Source organism: Bacillus sp. ISL-39 (assembly GCF_018613295.1).
GTDB lineage: Bacteria > Bacillota > Bacilli > Bacillales > Cytobacillaceae > Mesobacillus.
Genome location: NZ_JAGGQM010000002.1, coordinates 608,102 through 630,513, shown reverse-complemented (window position 1 = coordinate 630,513; position 22,412 = coordinate 608,102). Strand labels below are relative to the sequence as shown.

The 22,412-nt window shown below is 41.8% G+C and carries 26 protein-coding genes; 19 read left to right on the top strand and 7 right to left on the bottom strand.

Annotated elements, in window-relative coordinates; genetic code table 11:
- Positions 1 to 23: 23 nt before the first annotated feature.
- The 6 genes from ctaD (at position 24) to J7E37_RS04915 (ending at position 5,836) form a co-directional block, all read left to right on the top strand.
- Positions 24 to 1,895 carry a cytochrome c oxidase subunit I gene (gene ctaD / locus J7E37_RS04940; RefSeq protein ID WP_214777411.1) on the top strand — a complete coding sequence of 624 codons (1,872 nt, stop codon included), beginning with the start codon at positions 24 to 26 and terminating at the stop codon, positions 1,893 to 1,895.
- Positions 1,895 to 2,524: a cytochrome (ubi)quinol oxidase subunit III gene (locus J7E37_RS04935; protein ID WP_214777409.1), complete on the top strand. Its 630-nt coding sequence runs from the start codon at positions 1,895 to 1,897 to the stop codon at positions 2,522 to 2,524. The genes ctaD and J7E37_RS04935 overlap by 1 nt, the downstream gene beginning before the upstream one ends.
- Before the next feature lie 4 nt (positions 2,525 to 2,528).
- Positions 2,529 to 2,864 (top strand): cytochrome c oxidase subunit IVB, encoded by a 336-nt coding sequence (ctaF, locus tag J7E37_RS04930; RefSeq protein ID WP_102262072.1) that lies wholly within the window; start codon positions 2,529 to 2,531, stop codon positions 2,862 to 2,864.
- 150 nt (positions 2,865 to 3,014) lie between these two features.
- Positions 3,015 to 3,926, top strand: a complete 912-nt coding sequence (gene ctaG / locus J7E37_RS04925; protein WP_214777407.1) for a cytochrome c oxidase assembly factor CtaG — start codon at positions 3,015 to 3,017, stop codon at positions 3,924 to 3,926.
- A 163-nt stretch (positions 3,927 to 4,089) separates the two neighbouring features.
- Positions 4,090 to 4,554, top strand: coding sequence for a DUF420 domain-containing protein (locus J7E37_RS04920; RefSeq protein ID WP_214777405.1), 465 nt, complete (start codon positions 4,090 to 4,092; stop codon positions 4,552 to 4,554).
- Positions 4,555 to 4,699: 145 nt separating this feature from the next.
- The gene (locus tag J7E37_RS04915; RefSeq protein ID WP_251009438.1) at positions 4,700 to 5,836 is read left to right on the top strand and encodes a GNAT family N-acetyltransferase; all 1,137 of its coding nucleotides are present in this window, start codon (positions 4,700 to 4,702) and stop codon (positions 5,834 to 5,836) included.
- A 214-nt stretch (positions 5,837 to 6,050) separates the two neighbouring features.
- Here J7E37_RS04915 and ytvI read toward each other — a convergent pair whose 3' ends face one another.
- Positions 6,051 to 7,109 (bottom strand): sporulation integral membrane protein YtvI, encoded by a 1,059-nt coding sequence (gene ytvI / locus J7E37_RS04910; protein ID WP_214777401.1) that lies wholly within the window; start codon positions 7,107 to 7,109, stop codon positions 6,051 to 6,053.
- 277 nt (positions 7,110 to 7,386) lie between these two features.
- On the opposite strand from ytvI, the gene J7E37_RS04905 reads away from it, so the two are divergent.
- Positions 7,387 to 7,728: an Asp23/Gls24 family envelope stress response protein gene (locus J7E37_RS04905; RefSeq protein ID WP_214777399.1), complete on the top strand. Its 342-nt coding sequence runs from the start codon at positions 7,387 to 7,389 to the stop codon at positions 7,726 to 7,728.
- Between the two features lie 198 nt (positions 7,729 to 7,926).
- Here J7E37_RS04905 and J7E37_RS04900 read toward each other — a convergent pair whose 3' ends face one another.
- Positions 7,927 to 8,286 (bottom strand): YugN family protein, encoded by a 360-nt coding sequence (locus tag J7E37_RS04900; protein ID WP_214777397.1) that lies wholly within the window; start codon positions 8,284 to 8,286, stop codon positions 7,927 to 7,929.
- A 245-nt stretch (positions 8,287 to 8,531) separates the two neighbouring features.
- Between J7E37_RS04900 and J7E37_RS04895 the strand changes: the two genes are divergently transcribed.
- Together J7E37_RS04895 and J7E37_RS04890 are read left to right on the top strand one after the other, a co-directional pair.
- Positions 8,532 to 8,960: a CBS domain-containing protein gene (locus tag J7E37_RS04895; RefSeq protein WP_214777395.1), complete on the top strand. Its 429-nt coding sequence runs from the start codon at positions 8,532 to 8,534 to the stop codon at positions 8,958 to 8,960.
- Positions 8,961 to 9,276: 316 nt separating this feature from the next.
- Positions 9,277 to 10,353 carry a CAP domain-containing protein gene (locus J7E37_RS04890; protein WP_483297199.1) on the top strand — a complete coding sequence of 359 codons (1,077 nt, stop codon included), beginning with the start codon at positions 9,277 to 9,279 and terminating at the stop codon, positions 10,351 to 10,353.
- Between the two features lie 53 nt (positions 10,354 to 10,406).
- Here J7E37_RS04890 and J7E37_RS04885 read toward each other — a convergent pair whose 3' ends face one another.
- Together J7E37_RS04885 and J7E37_RS04880 are read right to left on the bottom strand one after the other, a co-directional pair.
- Entirely contained in the window at positions 10,407 to 10,772 is a 366-nt protein-coding gene (locus J7E37_RS04885; RefSeq protein WP_214777393.1) for a hypothetical protein, read from the bottom strand.
- An 11-nt stretch (positions 10,773 to 10,783) separates the two neighbouring features.
- Positions 10,784 to 11,275: a PaaI family thioesterase gene (locus tag J7E37_RS04880; protein WP_214777390.1), complete on the bottom strand. Its 492-nt coding sequence runs from the start codon at positions 11,273 to 11,275 to the stop codon at positions 10,784 to 10,786.
- Between the two features lie 273 nt (positions 11,276 to 11,548).
- Between J7E37_RS04880 and ylbD the strand changes: the two genes are divergently transcribed.
- The 4 genes from ylbD (at position 11,549) to J7E37_RS04860 (ending at position 13,219) form a co-directional block, all read left to right on the top strand.
- Complete coding sequence (gene ylbD, locus J7E37_RS04875) at positions 11,549 to 11,947, top strand: YlbD family protein (RefSeq protein ID WP_215022780.1); 399 nt, start codon at positions 11,549 to 11,551, stop codon at positions 11,945 to 11,947.
- Positions 11,948 to 11,961: 14 nt separating this feature from the next.
- The gene (locus J7E37_RS04870) at positions 11,962 to 12,201 is read left to right on the top strand and encodes a YlbE-like family protein (RefSeq protein WP_214777386.1); all 240 of its coding nucleotides are present in this window, start codon (positions 11,962 to 11,964) and stop codon (positions 12,199 to 12,201) included.
- Between the two features lie 121 nt (positions 12,202 to 12,322).
- Positions 12,323 to 12,790 (top strand): YlbF/YmcA family competence regulator, encoded by a 468-nt coding sequence (locus tag J7E37_RS04865; protein ID WP_285290288.1) that lies wholly within the window; start codon positions 12,323 to 12,325, stop codon positions 12,788 to 12,790.
- A 153-nt stretch (positions 12,791 to 12,943) separates the two neighbouring features.
- Complete coding sequence (locus tag J7E37_RS04860; RefSeq protein WP_167831850.1) at positions 12,944 to 13,219, top strand: YlbG family protein; 276 nt, start codon at positions 12,944 to 12,946, stop codon at positions 13,217 to 13,219.
- A 284-nt stretch (positions 13,220 to 13,503) separates the two neighbouring features.
- Here the strand turns inward: J7E37_RS04860 and J7E37_RS04855 are convergent, their stop codons facing one another.
- Positions 13,504 to 13,893, bottom strand: a complete 390-nt coding sequence (locus tag J7E37_RS04855; RefSeq protein WP_215022779.1) for a DUF7147 family protein — start codon at positions 13,891 to 13,893, stop codon at positions 13,504 to 13,506.
- 167 nt (positions 13,894 to 14,060) lie between these two features.
- Between J7E37_RS04855 and J7E37_RS04850 the strand changes: the two genes are divergently transcribed.
- The 3 genes from J7E37_RS04850 (at position 14,061) to coaD (ending at position 16,968) form a co-directional block, all read left to right on the top strand.
- Entirely contained in the window at positions 14,061 to 15,452 is a 1,392-nt protein-coding gene (locus J7E37_RS04850) for a hypothetical protein (protein WP_215022776.1), read from the top strand.
- Positions 15,453 to 15,900: 448 nt separating this feature from the next.
- On the top strand, positions 15,901 to 16,473 hold the full coding sequence (gene rsmD / locus J7E37_RS04845; RefSeq protein ID WP_215022774.1) for a 16S rRNA (guanine(966)-N(2))-methyltransferase RsmD: 573 nt from the start codon (positions 15,901 to 15,903) through the stop codon (positions 16,471 to 16,473).
- Entirely contained in the window at positions 16,474 to 16,968 is a 495-nt protein-coding gene (gene coaD / locus J7E37_RS04840) for a pantetheine-phosphate adenylyltransferase (RefSeq protein WP_214777378.1), read from the top strand.
- Between the two features lie 16 nt (positions 16,969 to 16,984).
- Here coaD and ylbJ read toward each other — a convergent pair whose 3' ends face one another.
- The gene (gene ylbJ / locus J7E37_RS04835) at positions 16,985 to 18,208 is read right to left on the bottom strand and encodes a sporulation integral membrane protein YlbJ (protein WP_215022772.1); all 1,224 of its coding nucleotides are present in this window, start codon (positions 18,206 to 18,208) and stop codon (positions 16,985 to 16,987) included.
- A 402-nt stretch (positions 18,209 to 18,610) separates the two neighbouring features.
- On the opposite strand from ylbJ, the gene J7E37_RS04830 reads away from it, so the two are divergent.
- A complete protein-coding gene (locus tag J7E37_RS04830; RefSeq protein ID WP_214777374.1) occupies positions 18,611 to 19,426 on the top strand; it encodes a patatin-like phospholipase family protein in 816 nt (271 codons plus the stop codon).
- On the top strand, positions 19,423 to 20,448 hold the full coding sequence (locus J7E37_RS04825; RefSeq protein WP_214777372.1) for a SepM family pheromone-processing serine protease: 1,026 nt from the start codon (positions 19,423 to 19,425) through the stop codon (positions 20,446 to 20,448). The genes J7E37_RS04830 and J7E37_RS04825 overlap by 4 nt, the downstream gene beginning before the upstream one ends.
- 41 nt (positions 20,449 to 20,489) lie before the next feature.
- On the opposite strand, the gene J7E37_RS04820 is transcribed toward J7E37_RS04825, so the two are convergent.
- Positions 20,490 to 21,716, bottom strand: coding sequence for a nucleotidyltransferase (locus tag J7E37_RS04820; protein ID WP_215022770.1), 1,227 nt, complete (start codon positions 21,714 to 21,716; stop codon positions 20,490 to 20,492).
- 146 nt (positions 21,717 to 21,862) lie between these two features.
- On the opposite strand from J7E37_RS04820, the gene J7E37_RS04815 reads away from it, so the two are divergent.
- Positions 21,863 to 22,387 carry a YceD family protein gene (locus J7E37_RS04815; protein WP_215022768.1) on the top strand — a complete coding sequence of 175 codons (525 nt, stop codon included), beginning with the start codon at positions 21,863 to 21,865 and terminating at the stop codon, positions 22,385 to 22,387.
- The last annotated feature ends 25 nt before the right edge of the window (positions 22,388 to 22,412 follow it).

Sequence of the window (22,412 nt, the reverse complement as noted above, 5' to 3'; positions counted from 1 at the left end):
TTGTTTGAAAGGGAGGTAAAACTGTGAGTACCTATGCTCAGAAAAAAGGATTCGGCGCAACTTTGTGGGACTACCTGACAACGGTTGACCATAAGAAAATCGCGATCCTTTATCTTATCGCTGGCGGATTTTTCTTCATCCTTGGCGGACTTGAAGCTCTATTCATCCGTATCCAGCTCGCTGTACCTAACAATGATTTTGTAAGCGCAGGTTTCTATAATGAAATCCTGACGATGCACGGAACAACCATGATTTTCCTTGCAGCGATGCCGCTAGTGTTCGCATTTATGAATGCTGTCATGCCACTCCAAATTGGTGCGCGTGACGTTGCGTTCCCATTCTTGAACTCTTTAGGATTTTGGTTATTCTTCTTTGGTGGAGTATTCCTTAACCTTTCATGGTTCCTTGGTGGAGCTCCTGATGCTGGTTGGACTTCTTACGCTTCACTTGCAATTGCGTCTGAAACACATGGTATCGACTTTTATGCTCTAGGATTGCAGATTTCAGGTGCGGGTACACTAATCGGGGGGATTAACTTCCTCGTAACAATCATTAACATGCGCGCCCCGGGAATGACTTATATGAGAATGCCGATGTTCACTTGGGCAACATTTGTAACATCAGCTCTTATCCTGTTTGCGTTCCCTCCACTGACTGTTGGTCTTTTCTTAATGATTTTTGACCGTATGTTTGGTTCTAATTTCTTTGATGTAACAAATGGTGGTAACACAATTATCTGGGAACACCTATTCTGGATCTTTGGTCACCCAGAAGTTTATATCTTAATTTTGCCGGCTTTCGGTATTTTCTCTGAGATTTTTGCTATTTTCTCTAGAAAGCGTCTATTCGGTTACTCATCCATGGTATTCGCAACTGTATTGATCGGTTTCCTTGGATTCATGGTATGGGCTCACCATATGTTCACAACTGGTCTTGGACCGATCGCAAACGCGATTTTCGCAGTAGCGACAATGGCAATCGCCGTTCCTACAGGTATCAAGATTTTTAACTGGATGTTCACGATGTGGGGTGGAAGCATCAAGTTCACAACTCCGATGCTTTGGGCAGTAGCCTTCATTCCTTCATTCGTTGCGGGTGGTGTAACTGGAGTCATGCTGGCATCAGCTGCAGCTGACTATCAGTACCATGACAGCTATTTCGTAGTAGCTCACTTCCATTACGTTATCGTTGGTGGTGTAGTATTCGCACTATTTGCAGGTGCACACCTTTACTGGCCAAAAATGTTCGGTACAATGCTGAATGAAACTCTAGGTAAGATCACGTTCTGGCTGTTCCTGTTTGGATTCCACCTGACGTTCTTCATCCAGCACTTCCTTGGATTGATGGGTATGCCACGCCGTATCTTCACTTTCCTGCCTGGACAGGGACTGGAAACTGGAAACTTGATCAGTTCAATTGGAGCCATCTTCATGGCTATTGCGACAATCGTTCTATTAATTAACGTAATCATGACACAAGTTAAAAATGAAAAAGTTGGGAATGACCCATGGGGTGACGGTCGCACACTAGAGTGGGCGATTGCATCTCCACCGCCATTCTACAACTTCAAGCAGCTTCCGCTTGTTCGCGGACTTGATGCTTACTGGCTTGAGAAAATGGAAGGCAAGAATGGCATGACGCCTGCAGAACCGCTCGGCGATATCCATATGCCAAACAACTCTTTCATTCCTTTCGTTATCTCACTTGGTCTTTTCATCGCAGCATTCGGTGCAATGTACCGTGCTGATACAAGCTGGGGACTAATAGTGCTGATCCTCGGCATGGCTGTAACACTAGGAGCCATGTTCGTGCGTTCAATTAAAGATGATCATGGATTCCATATTCATAAAGAAGACTTAATGGACGATGATAATGATAAGGGGGCAAAGGCATAATGCAAGCTGAAGAAAAATTCACTTATGAAACATGGCCTGCGGAGCCTGAAAAAGCAACCCTCGAAGCAAAGAACAAGTTTTTAGGCTTCTGGTTCTTCCTTGGTGGAGAGACAGTATTGTTTGCGACGCTGTTCGCAACTTATCTTGCCTTGAAGGATAAGGTTCCAAATGCTGACCATGCACTAGCCAAAGATATCTTTGAAATACCGCTGGCTTTTGCAGCGACAATGCTTCTATTAACAAGTTCTTTGACAAGTGTATATGCAATGTACCATATGAAGAACTTCAACTTTAAAAAGATGCAGCTGTGGCTTGGATTGACAGTAGCTCTGGGTGCGGCTTTCCTTGCACTTGAGATTTATGAGTTCAATCACTATGTACATGAATTCGGGCACACTTTCACTAGCAGTGCGTTTGGATCAGCTTTCTATACCTTAGTAGGATTCCATGGTGGTCACGTTGCATTCGGTCTTGCTTGGATCATTACCTTGATGGTCCGTAACTCCAAACGTGGTTTGAACCTTTACAACGCTCCTAAGTTTTATGTTGCCAGCCTTTACTGGCACTTCATCGACGTTGTATGGGTATTCATCTTCACGGTTGTATATCTAATGGGAATGGTGGGATAAACTGATGGCTAATCAACAACCAAGTTCAGGGAACCCAAGAGTAGACGTCGAATATCGTCGCAAAAAAAGCGCCGAAGAGATGAGATACCAAATCGTTTCCTTTGCATTGATGATTTTCTTGACACTTGTTGCCTTTGTTGCAGTTGGATATGAAGGATTCTCAGGCTGGTTTACAGTTCCATTCATCCTTCTGCTCGCTGTCATCCAGGTAATCTTCCAGCTCTACTATTTCATGCACATGAGCCATAAGGGACACGAAGCACCTGCTTTGTTCCTATATTCTGGTGTTGTTGTAGGAGCAGTAACAGTACTGGCTTTCACAACTATTATCTGGTGGTAATATGACTTAAAGAAAAAATCGGCTAAAAGCCGATTTTTTCTATGTATGGAAGTGTACTAACAATTAATGGAAGGGCCGTTTTATTGAAGTGACATACCTTTGGAAGTATAATGAAAGTAAAGTTCTTAAACAGGACGGGGTGAAAATACGATGCTTACACTAGATATATTTGGGTTCAGAGCACTATGGAGTCCGGTATATTTTCTGTTAATGGCAGCTATATTAGTTGCTTATTATCTGGTTGTCTTCAAGTACTATGACCGTTTCAAGGAAGGTGTACCTGCGACACGAAAACAGGCTGTTTACTTTACATCTGCTATCATCGTGCTATATATCATCAAAGGGTCGCCTGTCGATTTGATGGCACATATCACTTTTTACATGCACATGATCCAGATGGCAGTCCTATACCTTGTTGTTCCGCCTCTTTTGATTTTTGGCCTGCCTGACTGGCTTTGGAGATCGTTCTTGTCGCTGCCGGTAGTTGACCCGTTGTTCCGCTTTTTCACAAAGCCTCTTATTGCTTTGATTATGTTCAATGGAATTTTCTCTATTTACCATATCCCGCTGATTTTTGATATCGTAAAAACTGACATGTGGCTGCATGCAGGGTACACATCGGTGCTATTTATACTAGCGATGTTCATGTGGTGGCCGCTGATCAATAAATTGGAAGAATATCAGACATTATCGGGCGTTAAGAAAATGGGGTATATCTTTGCTGATGGTGTGCTAATCACACCAGCATGCGCTTTGATCATCTTTGCTGATACACCAATGTATGCAACTTTCTCAGACCCGAATGCATGGGGTGAGGCTTTGAAATTATGTGTACCGCCTACGATGCTCTCGACACTGGATCTTAGCGGTCCGGAAACCTTCAGTTCTATTTCGCTCCTGCATGACCAGCAGCTTGGCGGAGTAATCATGAAGGTTATTCAGGAAATTGTATATGGTATTTTCCTGGGTTATGCGTTCTTCCAATGGTTCCGTAATGAAGAAGATCACCAGGCTGAGCAGGATGCAATCAATCTTGCGAGCGCTCCACAGCCAGTAAAATAAATTGAGTTGTAAAAGCTTCCTTAAAGGGAGCTTTATTTTTTCTCATTTGTCTTTATTATCCCAGAGAAAATTTATCAGTTATATGCATTCAAATATTGAAAAAAAGTGACAGGTCACCTACAATTAACCTTATGGAGAAATAATGATTGAGAGGTAAACGTACATGTCTAACTTACCGATCCTGCCCACGATCAGCACAACATTTATTGTTTTAAGTGCGATTACTGTAGCAATTGGCTGGGCCCAAATAAAACAAAGAAAGATTGATCAGCATCGCAAGACCATGACGCTGGCTGGGATATTCGCGATCATATTCTTTGTCATTTATGCATCAAGGACAATCTTCATCGGAAATACTTCCTTTGGAGGACCTGATGATATCAAGATTTATTACACCGTGTTCCTAATTTTCCATATTACACTTGCTACAATTGGAGCGGTCCTTGGAATCATCTCACTTTACACAGGATATAAAAACAGATTAGAGCGTCATCGCAAACTTGGACCTGTTACAAGTGTTACCTGGTTCTTTACAGGTATCACGGGGGTTGCAGTATACCTGCTTCTTTATGTGTTCTATAAAGGCGGAGAAACAACATCAGTCATCAAGGCCATACTCGGAACATAGCAGACTCTAAAAACATTGCTTTTAGCAATGTTTTTTTATTTTAAGAAGGTATTCCCGCTTTAACAGGCGAATCTATTAGATTGTATAAGGGGGTTGTATTTGCTTGGATATTAAGGTTCTATCTGAATAACATTATCTGGAGTCAATGAATTTATCAATGTATGCTTTTCAATATCAAGTACCGGAAAGTGATATTCCTAAACGTTTGGAAACCCTAAAGAAACATCACTTGCTTGGGATATTTGAAGGAGAAGAGCTTGCGTCCAAATTACATATTCTTTCTTTGAAAGTGAAGCTTGGTCATCTTGAATGGAAAATGGGGGGTATTGCGGGAGTTGCTACCTATCCAGAGCACAGGCGTAAAGGACATGTAAACGCACTTATGAAAAGGGCACTGATGGATATGAATCAAGACGGGAATATAGTTTCCTTTCTGCATCCTTTCCAGATTGATTTCTATAGAAGGTTTGGCTGGGAGATCATTTCTGACAAAAGAAAAATCACGATTGAAAAAATCGATCTAAAACCTGTAGAAAGACAGGAGGGAATAATTAAGCGGCATACAGAGAAAAGACACTCCAATGATATCGAGAGGGTGTATGATCGATATGCAGAAATGCACAGTGCGATGCTCGCAAGGGATTCGGAATGGTGGCGCACGAGCATATACGGCGAACAAACAGCTGCTGTTTATTATGACTCGAAAAAAGAAGCGGCAGGATATCTGATATACGAGATTAAAAATAATGTTATGAAGGTTGAGGAATACGTCTCTTTAACACATGAAGCAAGAAAAGGCTTATGGAATTTCATTTGCCAGCATGATTCAATGGTAGAGCGAGCAGAGGTGCTGACATCAGTCCATGACCCATTCCCATTCTTTTTAAAGGAGCCTAAGCTCAAGACAGAAGTTTATCCATATTTCATGGGCAGGATTGTGAATGCTGAAAAAGCATTTTCTTCCTATCCTTTCATCACCAGCACGGATGGGAAGAATGTGTTCCTTCATCTCGATGATACTGATGCTCCATGGAATACAGGGACATATATAATAGGGCGGGAAGGGGTTAGGTTTCATCCTGTCAAAGAGGGAGGCACATGCGTAACAGCTCCTAAGCGCGGGATGCACATGAACATCAATACACTGACAGCCATGTTATTCGGTTATAAACGTCCTCTTGAATTATTTAAATTAGATCTGCTCAAGGGAGACATCAATGAAGTCGAGGAGCTGGAGCAGGCAATCCCAGCATTCAAGCCATTTTTCTATGATTTCTTTTAATTAGTAAGGCTCTTTTCTTGTTGCTATTGACTACAAAAAATAGGATTGAATGACCTATCTTTCTTCACAAAATTAAAGCCATATTATGAGAAAAGACTTTGCACACTTCATACCGACCTACAAAATAGCTTTTTATCACGTACAAATTCTTTACGAAAACAGCCATTAGCAAACACAAAACCCGGGTGATTATTTCACCCGGGTTTCTTTTGGTTTAAATTTTGAATTTCAATTTAATGATTCCAGCTTCTTTGGCTGAATTGAACCCAATAAGGAGCAATGGTCCAATTACAAAGCCCATGAAGCCGAATAGCTTCAAGCCAAGATACATGGCAATCAGGGTGGATAATGGAGAAAGGCCAATATGGCTGCCCATCACTTTAGGTTCTACCGTTCGCCTGATGATCAACAAAATGACAGCCAGCACAGCCAGCTGGGTTCCAAGGGCGATATTGCCCGTGGCCAGGTGGAAGATTGACCATGGCGCCAATATAACGATTGAGCCAATTAGCGGGATGAAATCAATCAGCCAGATAATCGCCGACATGACAATTGCATATTCTGGCGTAATGAAAAGCAACCCGATGAGTGCAACGATAAAAATAATCACGCTCACTAGAAATTGTGCTTTCAAGAAACCAAATACAACGTAAGAAAGTCGTGAAGTCATGAAATGGACCTTATCTGCAGTTCTCTCTGTCAAATGGCTGTACACACTTTGCCTTAAAGACGGCAGCTCCAGCAAGAAAAGAAACAGCGCAATCAAATAGACCAGGAAGCTGATCAAGAAATTCGGAATGTAGGTCAGCAATGCCTTCAAATTATCTATATTGATAAATGCAATCATGTCGTTTTTGAGTTTATTGAGAAAGTCCTCAGCCCGGTTGCTGATTTCGGTTACCACTTCCCTTGGAAGGTCATTGGCAGCCTCAACAAAGCTATTTTCGGCCTTATACCAGGCATTTGTAATTTCATTTATATAAACTGGAGTATTATCTATCAGGTCAATTGCCTCGGTGACTGCCGTCGTAGTCAGGAAATAGCCTGAAACCATAATGAGCAATACGAACAGGAGGAAAATCGCCAAGACTGCAAGGCGCCGCCCTCTTTTGAATCTTTTTTGGAAGTAAACAACTGCAGGCTCGAGAAAAAGAGCGGTGATCAATGCAGCAATCAACGGGATGGATACCGGCAGGATAATGTAAAGAATGGCTGCAACTACGATGGTGATTAATGCAATAATGATCGTTCGTTTAGTGAAAATACCGGACAAGTGAAGCTCCTTTCTATACTCCTAAAGAGTATATACCTCTAAAAAGCAATGTATTAAGGGCACTTAAGCAAAAACCGCAAAAAATTCCTTAACAATTAAATTATAGTACGCATTTAATATAAGAAACAACAAAAATCAGCTTTTATCCATGTGTTTTTGTAAACTTTGTTGATTTTTAGCAAGTGAGCTCGCTTAGTTGAACGATAGAAAGGTATTCCATCTCTATCTCTCCCGATGTAAATCAAGTTCCGCAACCTTAACAGCGAGGGGTGAGGAAATGAAGGAGTCAATAAAAATCATGCCTCCGCAATATAGAGAGGTATGTCGTGCAGTCTGTGCGATTGTGCATGCCAATATAAATGAAAACCACTTTTTCCACCAGTCGAAGTTAAAAAACAGGATTTCCCGGATACGAAGAAATTCCTTTGCTGATAATGGAGTAATTGTTGAACTAGACGAGGGTAACGTGAAAATCAAAGTATACGTTGACACAGTGGTAGGGAATTACTCAATCCTTAATACTGCAAGGGAGCTTCAGAAGAATTTAGAAGAGGAGATTGTGCTGCTGATTTCTATCTTGCCGAAGAAAATTGATGTAATCATAACGGGACTTAAATAAATAAGTCTGTTAAAATCCTTAAGCCGATTTTAACGTGATAAAAGTCATTTTGTATGTAGGTACTTAGTTTGCAAGCTCTTTTCACATAATAAGCGGTAATCTTGTAAAGAAACTTAGGTATCCTATTTTGTAGTCAATAACAACAAAGTTTGAGAAAAGAGCCAATAAAAAAGACGCAATGATTGCGTCTTTTTTATGTTAAATTGCAAATTTTTCTACTTCTGTTTTCACATCGTTTAAAAGCTTTTCACACTGGCTGACAAGTGCTTTCGGGAATTGCTCACCTTCACCATATTCAACGCCATGCGGGTAGTAGTGTTTTCCCAGCAAAGGAGTCATCAACTGAATGATCGCTTTGTGTGCGCCGATATCACCTTCATGAGCATAGCCCTGTACACGCAAATAAAATGTTCCTTCTTTGACCACGATTTTTTTGTCATAGGTTACTCTTTCATAGTCCCATTGTCCTTCACGTACCAGACCGTGCTCTAACATAACCTCATCAAGACGGTTCAAATCCGCCTTCAGGTTCTCAATACCTGTATTTTCGAATTTCATCCTTTTCCCTCCTAAAAACACACTGCAGTAATATCGCCTAAAATAGATTATATCTCAAATTTAATAATAGTAAAAATATGCTTAAGTTGCAATGAATATAAAAGCGAAATTCTTTGCTCTCACCTTCTGCTTATCAAAGGAAGGATGGAGAAATAAGAATTATCTAACTGAGGGCATAATTAGCACCATACGGGCTACCCTAACAGTGAGCAGGCCAAGCTTTGATTCATAAGGAGGAAAAGAAAATGCGAAAAATCCGTGATATTATGACTAGCGATGTTGAAACCTGTACTTTGTTGGACAATGTATTCGAAGTGGCAGTCAAAATGAAGGAATGGAATGTTGGCTCCATTCCAATCGTAGACGAGGATAAACTTGTAGGCATGATTACCGACCGGGACATTGTCATTAGAGGGATAGCGGAAAAACATCCGCCGTCATCAAAGGTTGAAAGTGTCATGAGTGATCACCTCGTTACAGCAACGGCGGATATGTCCACTAAAGAAGCAACCCAACTGATGGCTGATCATCAAATAAGAAGGCTGCCTGTAGTTGAAGGCGAAAAACTAGTAGGAATCGTAGCGTTAGGAGACTTTGCTGTGAACGAACTGACAGATGAACAAGCCCAGCACGCCTTATCTGAAATCTCAGAGCCTGGAAACCATATGCAATAGACTAAGGCACTCATAATGGGTGCCTTTTACCATCATTTCTTCGGAAAGTGTCCACTCCTTTTCAGTATGGGGTTGTTTGATTTTACATCGGGCAAGCGATATGTTAAAAGTAGGTTAACCAGCGATATTGCAAGTAGTAGTGTCAATCGTGTTAAAGTTCAATAATTTTTTGAGTCCTATCGAACACTTCTATTAAAACGAACACTATAAATGATATAATAATTTCAAAAATCACTCATATAGTGATAGAGAGAGATCATAGTGTCTTTTGACTCACATTAGTGTAGCTGGCAACAGTCAAAAAGGGGGGATCTACCTGAGAACTATTGCAAGGATATTAGTTTTTGCCGCAATTTTTTTACTTATTGGTTTATACATGGGATATAACAAGGAAGATAATGAGGAAATGGTTATCGAACAGAAGTCCACTCCTAAAGTAGATGAATCCCTCGAAAAGGACATCAGTGAACAAAGTATCAGCGAGGGTATTGATCAGCCCTCACAAGGTGTTGGTTCCTTGTTAGGGAAGGATATTGACTCTCTTAAGGCGACCTTAGGTGAACCATCAAGGGTTGACCTTTCAGCCTATGGCTTCCACTGGTGGATCTTTAACAATGACCCTGAAGAATATATCCAGGCTGGTGTCTTGAATGGCAAGGTCGTGACGGCTTACGGCATTGGTCCTTCTGTAAATGTGCAGCCATTTAAAATTGGCCAGCCGATTGAAGAAGTTTTCTCTATGAATGTCATTGAACCTGATGTAACATTTGAATATAATGGAAGCTCCTATAAGTTTGAGCTGTCCGAGCAGGATATGAACACACGTCCCATTATAAAAATGGGGGAGTATTTTGTTCAGCTCTATATTGATAAATTCACTAGTTCTGTTTCGAGCATCCGTTATATGGATAAGGAGACGCTCGTCAAACAGCGACCATATGAAATGGTCTACAGAGGAACGCTGATTGAACCGCCTGTATTATCGGAAGGGGATTGGATCAGGATTGAAGCCGGTCTCGAAAAACAAATCCTCGACATTACAAATGCGATCAGATTAAGGCATGAGCTTCAAACGCTTGAATGGGATGAAAAAACAGCAGAAGTTGCATATGCCCATAGCAAGGATATGGCCATTGAGGACTATTTTTCACATGAATCTGAAAAACACGGGGATTTATCGGAAAGGCTAAAAGCAGCAGAGATCTTGTATCAATTGGCTGGGGAAAACATTGCAGCTAACTATACAGATGGACCAGCGGTAGTTGAAGGCTGGCTGAATAGTGAAACCCACCGTGAGGCATTATTGAACGAAGAATTCACGCATCTTGGTGTAGGCGTGTATCAAAGGCATTATACCCAGAACTTCTTGAAAACGTGGGAAGAACCACAGTAATTGCTATTTTACATTCATTCTTTAACTGTAGCGAAGGAGCATGACCCATGAGGTCATGCTCCTTCGTTTTGCTTGATGGCCCTGTTGATTGAAAAGAAACCTTGTTTCCAGCTGCCGTAAAGATGTACCATATCCCCCTCATGGAATATAGGTGTAACAGCCCCTTTCCTCAATGGCGTCACTTTTTTTACGGTCAACTCCTTTATTCCTGTGTTGATTTTTAAAACTGTTATATGATTATACCGATGATAATAGAAACGTTCTTTATATGCAGTAACCTCGATGATTTTTCCGCTTACGATCGCTTCTTCAGGAATATTTTCAAGTTCGATCCATTCCTGGAAATTCGCCTGCATTTCTTTCTTCGTCAGCCAGAAAAAATAGGCCAGGACAATCGGAATTGCAATTGCTGTAACCATTATTGATCACCTTATTTATGCTGTTTTTCTACAACAAAAAAACTGCCTGATGAATGAGCGATTTTTTTGCCATCGGATCTGAAAACATCGGCTTCAAGGACGACGGTGCTTCTTCCTTTATGAATCAGCGTAGCTTTACAATGGAGATTGTCACCGATACCTGGCGCAAGGTAATGGATGTTAATTTGAGATGTGACAGCGGCGTAACCTTCTGGCAGCAGTTTGTTGGCAAGTGTGCCCATCGCTGTGTCGAGTATCGTGGCAGTAAAACCGCCATGGACTATGCCAAGGGTATTATCGAGCACATTTGTAATCGGAATATCAATTTCGCAAGTTTCATGATCGAGTCGCCTGTCCATATGCAGAAGGCCGTCGATATACGTACTGTTTTTTCCGCTAAGTTTATTTTTAACCCCGGCCAGTACCGTTCTGAGGGCTTCAAGTTCCTGCTCGCCCGATAACGAGATGCATTCGTCTAAAAGCTTTTGCAATTCTTTTTCCACTATATTATTACCTCTTTCTTTATGGCTCTGTTCCTTTAATTTCGAATAAAAATCATTATTTTAAAAAAGCCATTTTCTAATCTGTTTTTTATTTTAACACTTAAAAAAAGTTTGATGAAGTTTTAAAGTTGTGGGCGACCATAAAATTGCCAGGAAAACACCGAATAACCAAAGCTTTCTCTTAAAACAACAATTTCTCATAAAGGTCCTTCACCAATACCGATGATTTTCATATGCTATTATAGGCATTTGTTACACTGTGAGGTGAAAGCTATGGCCAAAAAAAAACTGCATCCCTCTGTAGAAAAGTTCAAGGAATTTGTAAAAAAACACCCAGAGCTCGTGCAGGAGGTCAGGAAGGGAAATACAACCTGGCAGGAAATGTATGAAGATTGGTACCTGCTAGGTGATGATGATCCTAAATGGAACAAAAGCATGAATGAAAAGGATGAAAAAAGCGAAGAAAAGGAAAAGAAAACGGATTGGTTAGGGACGATAATGGGTGCTGTAAAAAATATGGATCCTGAGCAGGTGCAAGGGCAAATCCATAATATAAGCCAGGCGCTCGGTGCGATTCAGGGGGTGCTATCCCAGTTTCAGGGCAATAAAGGTGGACAACAGCCATCTAAAGGTTCGGGGCCTGCACATCCTTTTTCATTCAGACAGGATTAGAATGGAGGCTAAAAATGCGTAAAGATGTCATGGAGCAATTACGATCGAATAAAGAATTGATCGAGTTTGTCCGATCCCAGCCACACTGGTACAGGAAGCTGAGCAGGGATCCAAGGGATATTTATTCTGCAGAGATCGCCGCACTTCATCATTTTGAAAAAACGATCCCGCATAAGGTTCAAAAATTCTCCAACAATGTCCAGATGGCCTCAATGATGATGCATATGTTCTCGAGCATGAATTCCCCATCCTGACAAAGCTTTCTTCTGAATGAGGAAAGCTTTGATTATTTTATGTAAGTGAATTAAGCTGGCATATGACGGCTTTCAGTCGCCGGTCCGGAAAGTTTCGCTTTTCTGGCAGTTTCATGGTAAAATGAGGTTCGGAGGTGAGCCAGCATTGCTTGCTGTTACATCAGAAAGAGTATTATTGATGGAAGAAGCTGAACAGTTAGTCAGCATGATTTTACAATCTGATATTGCCGAGAATTATCGGGAATGTTTATATAATGTTAAAAACAATCCGGAGACACAGAAGAAGGTTCGTGAATTTGTGGACATGAAGGAACGTTATGAAGAGGTTCAGCGTTTCGGAAAGTACCATCCTGACTATAAGGAAGTCATGGGCCAGATCAGGATTGTGAAAAGAGAGCTGGACATGGATGAGGTAATCGCCGAATTCAAGAGAGCGGAAAATGACCTGCAAAGCCTGCTTGATGAGGTTAGCGTGATCATCGGCAGATCCGTTTCGGAGAGCGTGAAAGTTCCTACCGGGAATCCATTTTTCGAAAGCTCTTGCGGAGGCGGCTGCGGCAGCGGAGGAAGCTGCGGGTGCTCTGCATAAATCGTTGCCAAAAGCATGGATTATCCATGCTTTTTTCTTTTAATTAACTTTGTTTGACTGCAATAGATGGTTAAATAGGATTGATTATTGAAAAAACTGGTTTTTGTATGCTAGACTAGTACAAAGCAAACGTTTACCAAAGGGGAAAAGAATATGATAGGACAGAGGCAGGGAATCATCGTCTGGCTGTATTCATTAAAACAGGCCAAGATGCTCAGAAGATTTGGCAATGTTCATTTTGTCTCGAAAAAATTGAAATATGCAGTAATATATTGCAATCTGGATGAGGCAGAGTCGCTGATGGAAAAAATCAATTCATATTCGTTTGTTAAAAAGGTGGAACCTTCCTATAAACCATTCTTAAAGATGGAATTCGAAAACTCTTCCCCTGATAAAGCAAAAGAATATGATTATAAGATGGGAATATAGAACCGTACTTATATAGCGAATGATTAGTAGTAAAAGGTGAGGGGGAGCCCCTCACCTTTTTATTTTTGTATCAGAAAGTATAGACTTTTACACTTTGATTAGTGTCTAGCGCCAGCGCCTAGCCCCTCGAGTCGCTTCAGTCCGCCCAATGAAGTCAAAGAACGACTTCACCGGTCGGCCTTCCGTGGCACACGATGTGCTAGACCCGCCAGCCACAGGACGTGGCGCATTAAGGCGGGCAGCGCTTGTCGGGGCTGACCAAGGCGCTTGCGCTTTTTGTTCTTCTATTGCAGCGGCGGAATATAGTGGTTCAGCCTTAAAATGCCGATGAGGTGTTGATAGTACAATTCTTTTTCGGCGAACATCGTCGATGGCTTGGCATCAAATTCAATGATGGTTTTGCCAAGTTCAGCAGCCATTTCTGCAAACATGTCAAAGCGTTTGTTCTTAAGGACATGTGGGTTTGGAATGCCTTCCCTGCAGACATATAGCGCCTGGAATTTCCCAGGGTCGGTTGGCCTTAGCACAACGACAAGGGAGCTTACTTCTTTTTCGTTTATTTTTGTATGGATCGCCATCAAATGCATCAATCGATGCTGGTTTGCCCTGGCAGTTTCTATTAGTTCGTAAAGATCAGAATATCCTTCACCAAGCTCAATAAAACGCTGAATCAATCTGAATTACCCCTTCCAACTTATCATTCCATCATACTTTACCATTTGTGATCAGAAAATTGAAGCGTTTGTCAGACTTGATCCTTTTTAAAAAAATGAAAACTTTATCTTACGCTCATCCGTTGTTTTTGCTATTTTAATAGTAGTAGAGGAGTGGGGAGTAAACAATGAAAAAGATGTCTATCCTGATGACCTCAGGATTATTCATAGTTATTTGCGCAGCTGTTTTTTTGCAATGGAATGCTTTTTCAGAACACAGCGGCAAACCAGCTGAACGAAAGGAAGAACCCTCTATCGTTGCTTCGGTGAAGGTGGAGTCGAACCAGCTTCTAGTAAAGCAGATTTTTTATGGTCTGGAGGCGAACCGGCAATACCAGGCAGTCATCCCGTCACAGGCTGTCGAGGTCAAATGTACCGATTCAGAAGAGAATCCTTGCGAGGATGGATCGTTGCCAAAAGGAGAGAAAATTCAGTTTGAGTACATTTTAAAAACTGGCCCCGGGCTTTCGCTTCTTTTAAATGAGTGGATGATTGTACTGAAGGAAGCGGCGGTCAATAAGACGAGAATAGAGATAATAGACCAATATAACAGCAAAGGGACATGGGCTGCCGGGCTCCCATTGAAGGGTTTTAAGAAAACGGAATTACTGAACTATTATGTGTTTGAAGGAGTAAATTCAACTCCTTCACTATATTGGCAGGAAAAGCCCCTTTTTAAACTAAATGGACAAAAGGGTATCGATTATTATATTAGTAAGAAGGACCAGATCATTTACGAATTCGACAGTCTTGGAACCTTTTCCGACAATCATTTATCTGTAGTCATCACAGAGGGTCAAAGGACTACCCATGGAACCGGTCTCCTGCTGGTTGGAAACAAGCTGACTAACAAGGAACTTGAGCGGCAATTGGCTATGGCCTTACTTGCATCCAAGTTTGGAACAGACAGGGGCACAGAAGGCTGGACTCTAGAGGCACTCACGTCACTGGTTACAAAACAGGAACCGGAAACTGCCAAAAGCAAAGCGATGGTCAGAGAGCTGGCGAATACTTTGACAGCGGAAGAAACCGCTGCTTTCATCACCTATTTTTCCAAAGAGAGACAACTTGATGTCAGATCGCTCGATGAGTACTTGTCATCAATCAAAGGGATGAACACCAAGTTCTTCTTGAAGAACAGCCAAAAAGGTCAAGCAGGATTTCCAATGTTTTTCACAGACACAAGGAGCATCATCGTGAATGGAAATGAAAAGGATGAACTGGAGGTTGTGATCAAAGGCGAGGAACACCTATTTCCATTAGTGCCGACTATGGCTGCTCTAGGGTATAAAGCAAAAACAGGAACTGATTTTACGGTAATGGAACTCTCATCAGACAGCAGCCAGTACTCCTTCAACCTAAAGAATAAAACATTCATTCTGGATGGCCAAAGCTTCGGGCTTCTTGAAAATCCATTCCAGTATCTGAATGGAGAATGGTACGTGGAAAAGCGCTGGCTTCATGCGATTTTTAAGGTGGAATTTTCGGAAACTGATGACCGGTTATTTCTTGAAACATAATTTGTTTTTGTAGCCTTTTTTATGGCGAAAAAAAAGCCCTGCAGTTTCTGCAGGGTCCTTCTATATCCTGTCAACAGGATAGAAGGCAAAGGGAGAGGAGAAACCGGAGGAAGAACTTATGGGGAAACGTAAGTCTTCTCCGCGGTTGGCAACAACATCCTCAAATTGATGTTGTTAATCATCATTATTTCCACAATAGGAAGGGATATACACTTATTTGGTTAATTTTTTATATGTGTGGTAGGATAAGGGAGTAATTTACATAAGTTCTTTTCGTAAACTTTGTTGCTTTTTAACCCATCTTCGCATATTCGTTTCGGAAGCATCTTCGGAAAGAGCACGAAAACCGAAGAATGCGGATCTCTGTATGTGTTCAAAAGTAACGATCAAAGCGAAAATAGCGATAAGATAAAATGAAAATGCTTAAATGATTGAGGAGTAATAAAATATGAGAGTTGTATCAGGTGATTTGAAAGGCCGCGTTTTGAAAGCGGTACCCGGAACGTCCACAAGGCCTACTACTGATAAAGTGAAGGAATCGCTGTTCAATATGATTGGGCCTTATTTTACAGGAGGACTGGGCCTGGATTTATTCGCAGGAAGCGGCGGGCTTGGAATTGAAGCTCTAAGCAGAGGCCTGGATAAAGTTATTTTTGTCGACCGTGAAGGCAAGTCAATACATATCATCAATGAAAACCTTAGATCCTGCGGTTTGGAAGAAAAGGCAGAAGTATACCGAAATGATGCTGTCAGGGCTTTGAAGGCCATTCAAAAAAGAGACCTTATTTTCAATTATATATTCTTGGATCCGCCATATAAAAAACAACAGCTGGTCAAGCTGTTGGAATTGATTGAGAAAGAAAGGCTTATTCATCATGATGGGTTGATCGTCTGTGAGCATGCTTCTGATATCACCTTGCCAGATAAGGTAGGGGCTCTTGTACAGTCAAGAAGCGAAAAATATGGAATAATCGGAATTACTCTTTATAAAGTTGATGCAGATGCTGAGGGGGAAATTTAAGTGGCAAGAGTGGCAGTATGTCCAGGTAGTTTCGATCCCATTACATTGGGGCATTTGGATATCATTACTAGAGCAGCAAAGGTATTCGATGAGCTGTATGTAGTTGTTTTGAATAATTCTTCAAAGAAACCTTTGTTTACTGTAGAGGAAAGAATCGAACTTATTGAACAGGTGACGAAGGGAATTGCAAATGTAAAAGTAGATTCATTCCAGGGCTTGCTAGTTGATTATGCAGAGAGCGTTAACGCCGATGCCATTATCAGGGGCTTGCGAGCTGTTTCGGATTTTGAGTATGAAATGCAAATCACATCTATGAATAGAGTGCTGAGTGATAAAATCGAGACTTTTTTCATTATGACAAACAATCAGTATTCGTTCTTGAGTTCTAGTATCGTTAAAGAGGTTGCGAAGTATGATGGAAAAATCTCCGAATTGGTTCCGCCTGAGGTCGAAGAGGCTTTGTTAAAAAAATTCAAGAATGAAGAGACGAAATAACGGGCAGAGATGCCCGTTATTTCTCTTTTAATATGCGGTTTCCAAGTAACCAAACATAAACGAGCAAACTGGCGATCGTAATCAGAGGGCCTGCCGTGGTGAGCATATTATGTGCATGTGCCAGGCGGCTGCCCTCCGAAGTAAGGTATTCCATAACCGGCAAAGCATTCGATGGCTGGCCATCTTCAAAGTAGCGCTCATAAACCGGCTTCCATAAAATGAAAGCATAGAATGCCGCAAAGAACCCATGAAGGATTCTTGCAAAAAAGAAAGGCTGAAATCGTATGTCTGTCTGGGCAAGAATACTGGCAACCTGAGCCTGGACACTAAACCCGCTGAATGCAAGAATGAAGCTAGTTATTACTGCCTGATGCATCAAAGTAGCTTCCTGGATCTGGCTGGTCATCTGGCTGCCGAGAGTGATTTCGAATAGGCCTGAAATGAAAGGCAGGCTCAAGCTTTCTGTCATCCCAAGCATCACCAGCAATATTTCAAGAAATTCAGCCAGGAATGCGGTGATGTGAAGATGGAATAATAGTTTATTAATAACCGAGAATAAGATAATGAATCCGCCAATCATCAACAACGTCTGAATCGAGGACATCACGGCGTCACCCAGCAATTTTCCTATCGGGCGATTATCTTTTATCCTTGTCCTGTGCAAGGCGGCAAATGCATCCCTGATCGTAAGGTTTCGTTCCTTTTCCTTTGTGGCATTTTCTTCGCTCCTGCCGTAGAACCTCATTACCAACCCTACACTGATGTTTCCCAGGTAGTGGGCCAGTGCAAGAATAACACCAAGCTGGACATTATAAAAGAACCCAACTGATACTGCGCCAAAAATGAATAGCGGGTTAGATGAATTAGTAAAAGATACAAGTCTTTCTGCCTCGATTTTTGACAGCTGCCCTTCCTGGCGCATTCTGGCCGTCAGCTTTGCACCGGCAGGAAAGCCGGAAGCCATGCCCATCGCCCAAACAAATCCGCCAACACCTGGTACCTTGAACAGAGGCCTCATCAGTGGTTCCAGCAAGACACCAATAAAACGAACGACACCAAATCCAATCAGCATTTCGGAAACAATGAAAAAAGGAAGGAGTGAGGGGAAGACAATTTCCCACCACATATTCAAGCCTCTAATCGATGCATCAAAGGATTGCTGGGGAAAAGAAATGAGTGAAGCAGCCAGTAAAGTGACGGAGGCTGCTAGGAAAAGTGTTTTCATTCTTGATTTTAGCACCTAAAATCCTCCTTCCTGCGGTCTTGCTGTGAAACTGTATTAATCAATGGTAAAATAGAGGAAACTCACCAGAGGGATCGTTTTCCTTTAAAGATCCAAGTATATGTACTTACCGGACCGTATGCAAAAGGAGTTGAAACTTGTTGCTTCTTTTGATAGCTGGCAGTGTTCGCGTTGACTTTTGCTTTTAGCATTCATATATGTATCGGGCTGTGTTTAAATGAGGCCACTTCCTGGAGATCATTTAAAACTCATAATATATTTTGTTGTCTGAGCAAAATAGTTTGCGTAAAGAGCCAGAGAATACATAAATAATGATTAGTTGTCACTCTTGTCCTCATATAAATCAATATACTCGCTGAACTCCAAATTAGACCAAGTTTAGTCTGTATCGAAAAATTCATGGTTTTAAGGGAGGAAAAAGCTTTGGCAAGTCCAAAGATTGGTTTAGCTCTTGGATCCGGTGGGGCACGGGGATTTGCCCATCTGGGTGTCATAAAAGTATTAAGAGATGAAGGCATCCCAATCGATTTGATTGCCGGAAGCAGTATGGGGGCACTAGTGGCTTCATTTTACGGTGCTGGCCTTGACGTCGACCGGCTTTATAAACTATCGCGTGTGTTCAAACGGAAGTATTATCTCGATTTTACGGTCCCTAAGATGGGCTTTATCGCCGGCAAAAGGGTGAAGGAGCTCATCAGGATTTTTACCCATGGCAAAATGATCGAGGAGCTGGATATCCCGATTGGGATTGTTGCAACAGACCTGATGTCAGGGGAGAAGGTCGTCTTTAAAAAAGGACCTGTGGCGGAAGCTGTAAGGGCAAGCATCGCGATCCCGGGCATTTTTGTTCCGGAAAAGCTGGACGGAAGATTGTTCGTTGATGGCGGAGTTGTTGACCGGATCCCCGTTTCTGTCGCTAAGGAGATGGGAGCAGATATTGTGATCGCAGTGGATGTATCCAGCGTGAAGATGAACGAGGATGTTACCTCGATTTTCGATGTGATCATGCAGAGTATTGATATCATGCAAATGGAGCTGGTCGCAAATCGAGAGGTCGCTTCGGATGTAATGCTGAGGCCGCCAGTTGAAATGTTTAATTCAAAAGCATTTACTAATATTGAAGAAATCATCGCAATCGGTGAAGAAGAAGCTAAAAAGCATATCGATAAGATCAGAAAGTGCATTGAACAATGGAAGGAGCCACAAACAGAATGAGCAGAAAAAAGTCTTTAGGTCTGTCTATATTGGCAGCTATATTAATAATGGCTAGCGCTCTTTTTTACCTGCCTTACTATGTCACAAAACCGGGAATGGCAAAGGAGCTGGAGCCGATTATCGAGGTTGAAGACGGTTACGATGAGCAAGGAAGTTTCATGCTGACGACAGTCAGGATGGGAAGAGCGAATATATATGCCTATGTCATTGCCAAGCTGAGCAAATACCAGGAAATTTTTCCAGTAGAAGATATAAGGGCGGAGAATGAATCGGATGAAGAATATAATATTCGCCAGCTGCACATGATGGATAACTCGAAGACATCGGCAATAGAGGTCGCCTATAAAAAAGCGGGAAAACCAGTTGGCTACAACTATAAGGGAGTTTATGTTTTAAGGATAATGGATGGAATGCCTGCTGAAGGCAAGCTTATGCCTGGCGATCTGGTTTTCAAGGTTGATGGGAATGAGTTTGAATCATCTGATGAATTCATTGATTATGTAAGTTCCAAAAAGCCAGGAGATACGGTGGAGCTTTCATATAAACGGAATGGGAAAACAAATTCAGTGAAAATTCCACTAAAGGCACTGGATGATGGCAGCAATCGGCCGGTAGTAGGCATCCAGCTTGTGGATGACAAAGAAATTGACGTTGAGCCTGACGTAACAGTACAATCCGAGGAAATCGGCGGACCATCGGCTGGACTTATGTTTTCTTTGGAAATCTACAACCAATTGACCGAGGAAGATTTGACAAAAGGTTATGAAATAGCTGGTACAGGCACAATGAGTCCCGGCGGAACGGTAGGAAGAATCGGCGGAATTCAGCAGAAAGTCGTAGCTGCGGATAAGGCAGGTGCAGAAATCTTCTTTGCTCCGTTTGAAAAAGGTGCAAAGGGATCGAACTACGAAGAAGCACTTATAGCGGCTGAAGATATTGATACAAAAATGAAAATAGTTCCTGTGGATACTTTTGATGAAGCTGTATCGTATCTGGAAAATTTAAAAGAAAAATCAAGCTGAATCCAGCTTGATTTTTTTTATCTTAAAGATTTCCTGTAGATTCATTGACGGCTATTTTTCAACATGATTGGCGGCCGGCTGAATTCTTCCGCAAGCAGCTGTTCCTGGCCATGATCCTTCTGGCCAAGAGCATAAATCTTTGACGCTTTGATATCCAGTTCGATGTCAGGGTCAGAAAAAGCAGACAGCTTCGAAACGAGCGGCAGACTGAAATCCTTTTTTTTGGAATTCAGGTAGGAACGGCCTTTTTCCGTTGCACCTAATAACCTCAAATAATTCACTGTTTTTTGGCTCGTTTTCATGGTGTCTTTTCGTGTATTAGTTAAAATATGCAGGCATACTCTCTGCAGCCTTGTCCATGTATAACGCTTGGTTTTGATTGATTCCATGAATTGCTGAAAAGAGCCTGAGGAAGATGCAGCGGCAAGTAATCTATTCTCCAGTCCTTCTTCGACTTCATAGAACTCCCTTAATTCTGATGGATTGCTTTGGGTCAGTTTATATTTCAATAAAGGCCAGTAATTTTCCCATGAATGGAATTCGCCATATTGATCTCTGTAGTTTATTAGCTGAGCATATGTTGTTTCTGGTACGTATTGCTTGATCGTTTCAATCTCTCCTGCCGATCCAAATAATGCCTTACGTATACTTGTCGCGCTGGCTATCGTCGCTGATGCAAAATGCTCGTCATGGTAGCCGGCATTCTTCCTGGTGATCGTTTCAGCTTTCATTGAGCTTTCTTGCCTGATGATCGCCTGTATGTAATGAAGTCCGAGAATGTTATTCGGCTTTGAAATATCGATGAAGCTTTCAGATGGAGCAAGCGAATGGAAGCTAAGAGCGATTGATTTAGGGTAACTATAGCCTTCCCCTGTATAAAATTTTATTTTTTCCTGGAATTCATCATTGTTTTCCTCAAGAAAGGAAATCGTATTAGTGAATGATTCCAAATCACCGGATTCGCTGCCAAAACAAAGAGTGTCGCAGCCAGCACCAGAGAGAATCGAAACTGCCCCTTCTGCAAAAGTCTCCGCATGCTGTGTCGCAAAACGGTAAGGAAGCTCAAAGACGATGTCAACGCCTGCCTCGAGAGCCATCTTTGTCCTTGCCCATTTCGAGACAAGTGCAGGCTCCCCGCGCTGCAGGAAGTTCCCGCTCATTGCCGCAATCGAAAGATCTGCATCAGTTTGTTCCTTCGCCTGTTGCAAGTGGAATAAGTGGCCATTATGGAAAGGATTATACTCTACAACAACTCCAACTGCTTTCATTCTTGCACTCCTTCATGTTAAGATGGATATTGCATTGTCTTGAAGTTTAATTTAAAGTATTTATGTAAATTATAGTGTAAAGAAAAAATATTGACAAATGATTACGCGAAGGTCTATAATTACCTTTGTTGCCTTGGGGTGATTCTATGAAATGGACAATAAGTCAGATACAAAAACATCGAAACAAGGACTTTCTGATTGACGAGTTTGTCCCAATGGACTCGATTAAGGAAACAGATCCGACAATCCGTAAGGTATCTCCCATCCATCTAACGGGAAGGGCAGATATCAGTGCCACAAGAGTGACATTCCATATCCGGGTTGATGGACATCTGATCCTGCCTTGTTCACGGACACTGGTTGATGTAAAATATCCAATTGATGTGGAAACAACTGAAACTTTCATGCTAAACAGCCACGAATATGAGGCTGAAGAGGAAGTTCATCAAGTAACAGGCGATGTCATTGATCTTGAACCCATCATCAGGGAAATCTTGCTAGTGGAAGTTCCCATGCAGGTATTCTGTGATGATAGCGCTGGTCAAGAAGGCGCACCCCAGTCAGGTAAGGATTGGGAAGTAATCGAGGAACAGGAGAAATCCGAAAAACTTGATCCCCGACTTGCCGGACTTGCAAAATTCTTTGAGGACTCTAAGGGTTCCTCTGACTAATCGATTAAAAAAGAGCGTGGAGGTC

Bases quoted from the DNA above. Each gene is read 5' to 3' on its own strand.
- J7E37_RS04885 (WP_214777393.1), bottom strand. From the start codon at position 10,772: ATGGTTACAGCAATTGCAATTCCGATTGTCCTGGCCTATTTTTTCTGG.
- ylbD (WP_215022780.1), top strand. From the start codon at position 11,549: ATGGCCAAAAAAAAACTGCATCCCTCTGTAGAAAAGTTCAAGGAATTT.
- J7E37_RS04935 (WP_214777409.1), top strand. From the start codon at position 1,895: ATGCAAGCTGAAGAAAAATTCACTTATGAAACATGGCCTGCGGAGCCT.
- J7E37_RS04870 (WP_214777386.1), top strand. From the start codon at position 11,962: ATGCGTAAAGATGTCATGGAGCAATTACGATCGAATAAAGAATTGATC.
- J7E37_RS04915 (WP_251009438.1), top strand. From the start codon at position 4,700: ATGAATTTATCAATGTATGCTTTTCAATATCAAGTACCGGAAAGTGAT.
- J7E37_RS04850 (WP_215022776.1), top strand. From the start codon at position 14,061: ATGAAAAAGATGTCTATCCTGATGACCTCAGGATTATTCATAGTTATT.
- rsmD (WP_215022774.1), top strand. From the start codon at position 15,901: ATGAGAGTTGTATCAGGTGATTTGAAAGGCCGCGTTTTGAAAGCGGTA.
- J7E37_RS04865 (WP_285290288.1), top strand. From the start codon at position 12,323: ATGAGGTTCGGAGGTGAGCCAGCATTGCTTGCTGTTACATCAGAAAGA.
- J7E37_RS04920 (WP_214777405.1), top strand. From the start codon at position 4,090: ATGTCTAACTTACCGATCCTGCCCACGATCAGCACAACATTTATTGTT.
- J7E37_RS04815 (WP_215022768.1), top strand. From the start codon at position 21,863: ATGAAATGGACAATAAGTCAGATACAAAAACATCGAAACAAGGACTTT.
- J7E37_RS04905 (WP_214777399.1), top strand. From the start codon at position 7,387: ATGAAGGAGTCAATAAAAATCATGCCTCCGCAATATAGAGAGGTATGT.
- ctaG (WP_214777407.1), top strand. From the start codon at position 3,015: ATGCTTACACTAGATATATTTGGGTTCAGAGCACTATGGAGTCCGGTA.
- J7E37_RS04825 (WP_214777372.1), top strand. From the start codon at position 19,423: ATGAGCAGAAAAAAGTCTTTAGGTCTGTCTATATTGGCAGCTATATTA.
- J7E37_RS04830 (WP_214777374.1), top strand. From the start codon at position 18,611: ATGGTTTTAAGGGAGGAAAAAGCTTTGGCAAGTCCAAAGATTGGTTTA.
- J7E37_RS04860 (WP_167831850.1), top strand. From the start codon at position 12,944: ATGATAGGACAGAGGCAGGGAATCATCGTCTGGCTGTATTCATTAAAA.
- ctaF (WP_102262072.1), top strand. From the start codon at position 2,529: ATGGCTAATCAACAACCAAGTTCAGGGAACCCAAGAGTAGACGTCGAA.
- J7E37_RS04900 (WP_214777397.1), bottom strand. From the start codon at position 8,286: ATGAAATTCGAAAATACAGGTATTGAGAACCTGAAGGCGGATTTGAAC.
- J7E37_RS04820 (WP_215022770.1), bottom strand. From the start codon at position 21,716: ATGAAAGCAGTTGGAGTTGTTGTAGAGTATAATCCTTTCCATAATGGC.
- J7E37_RS04895 (WP_214777395.1), top strand. From the start codon at position 8,532: ATGCGAAAAATCCGTGATATTATGACTAGCGATGTTGAAACCTGTACT.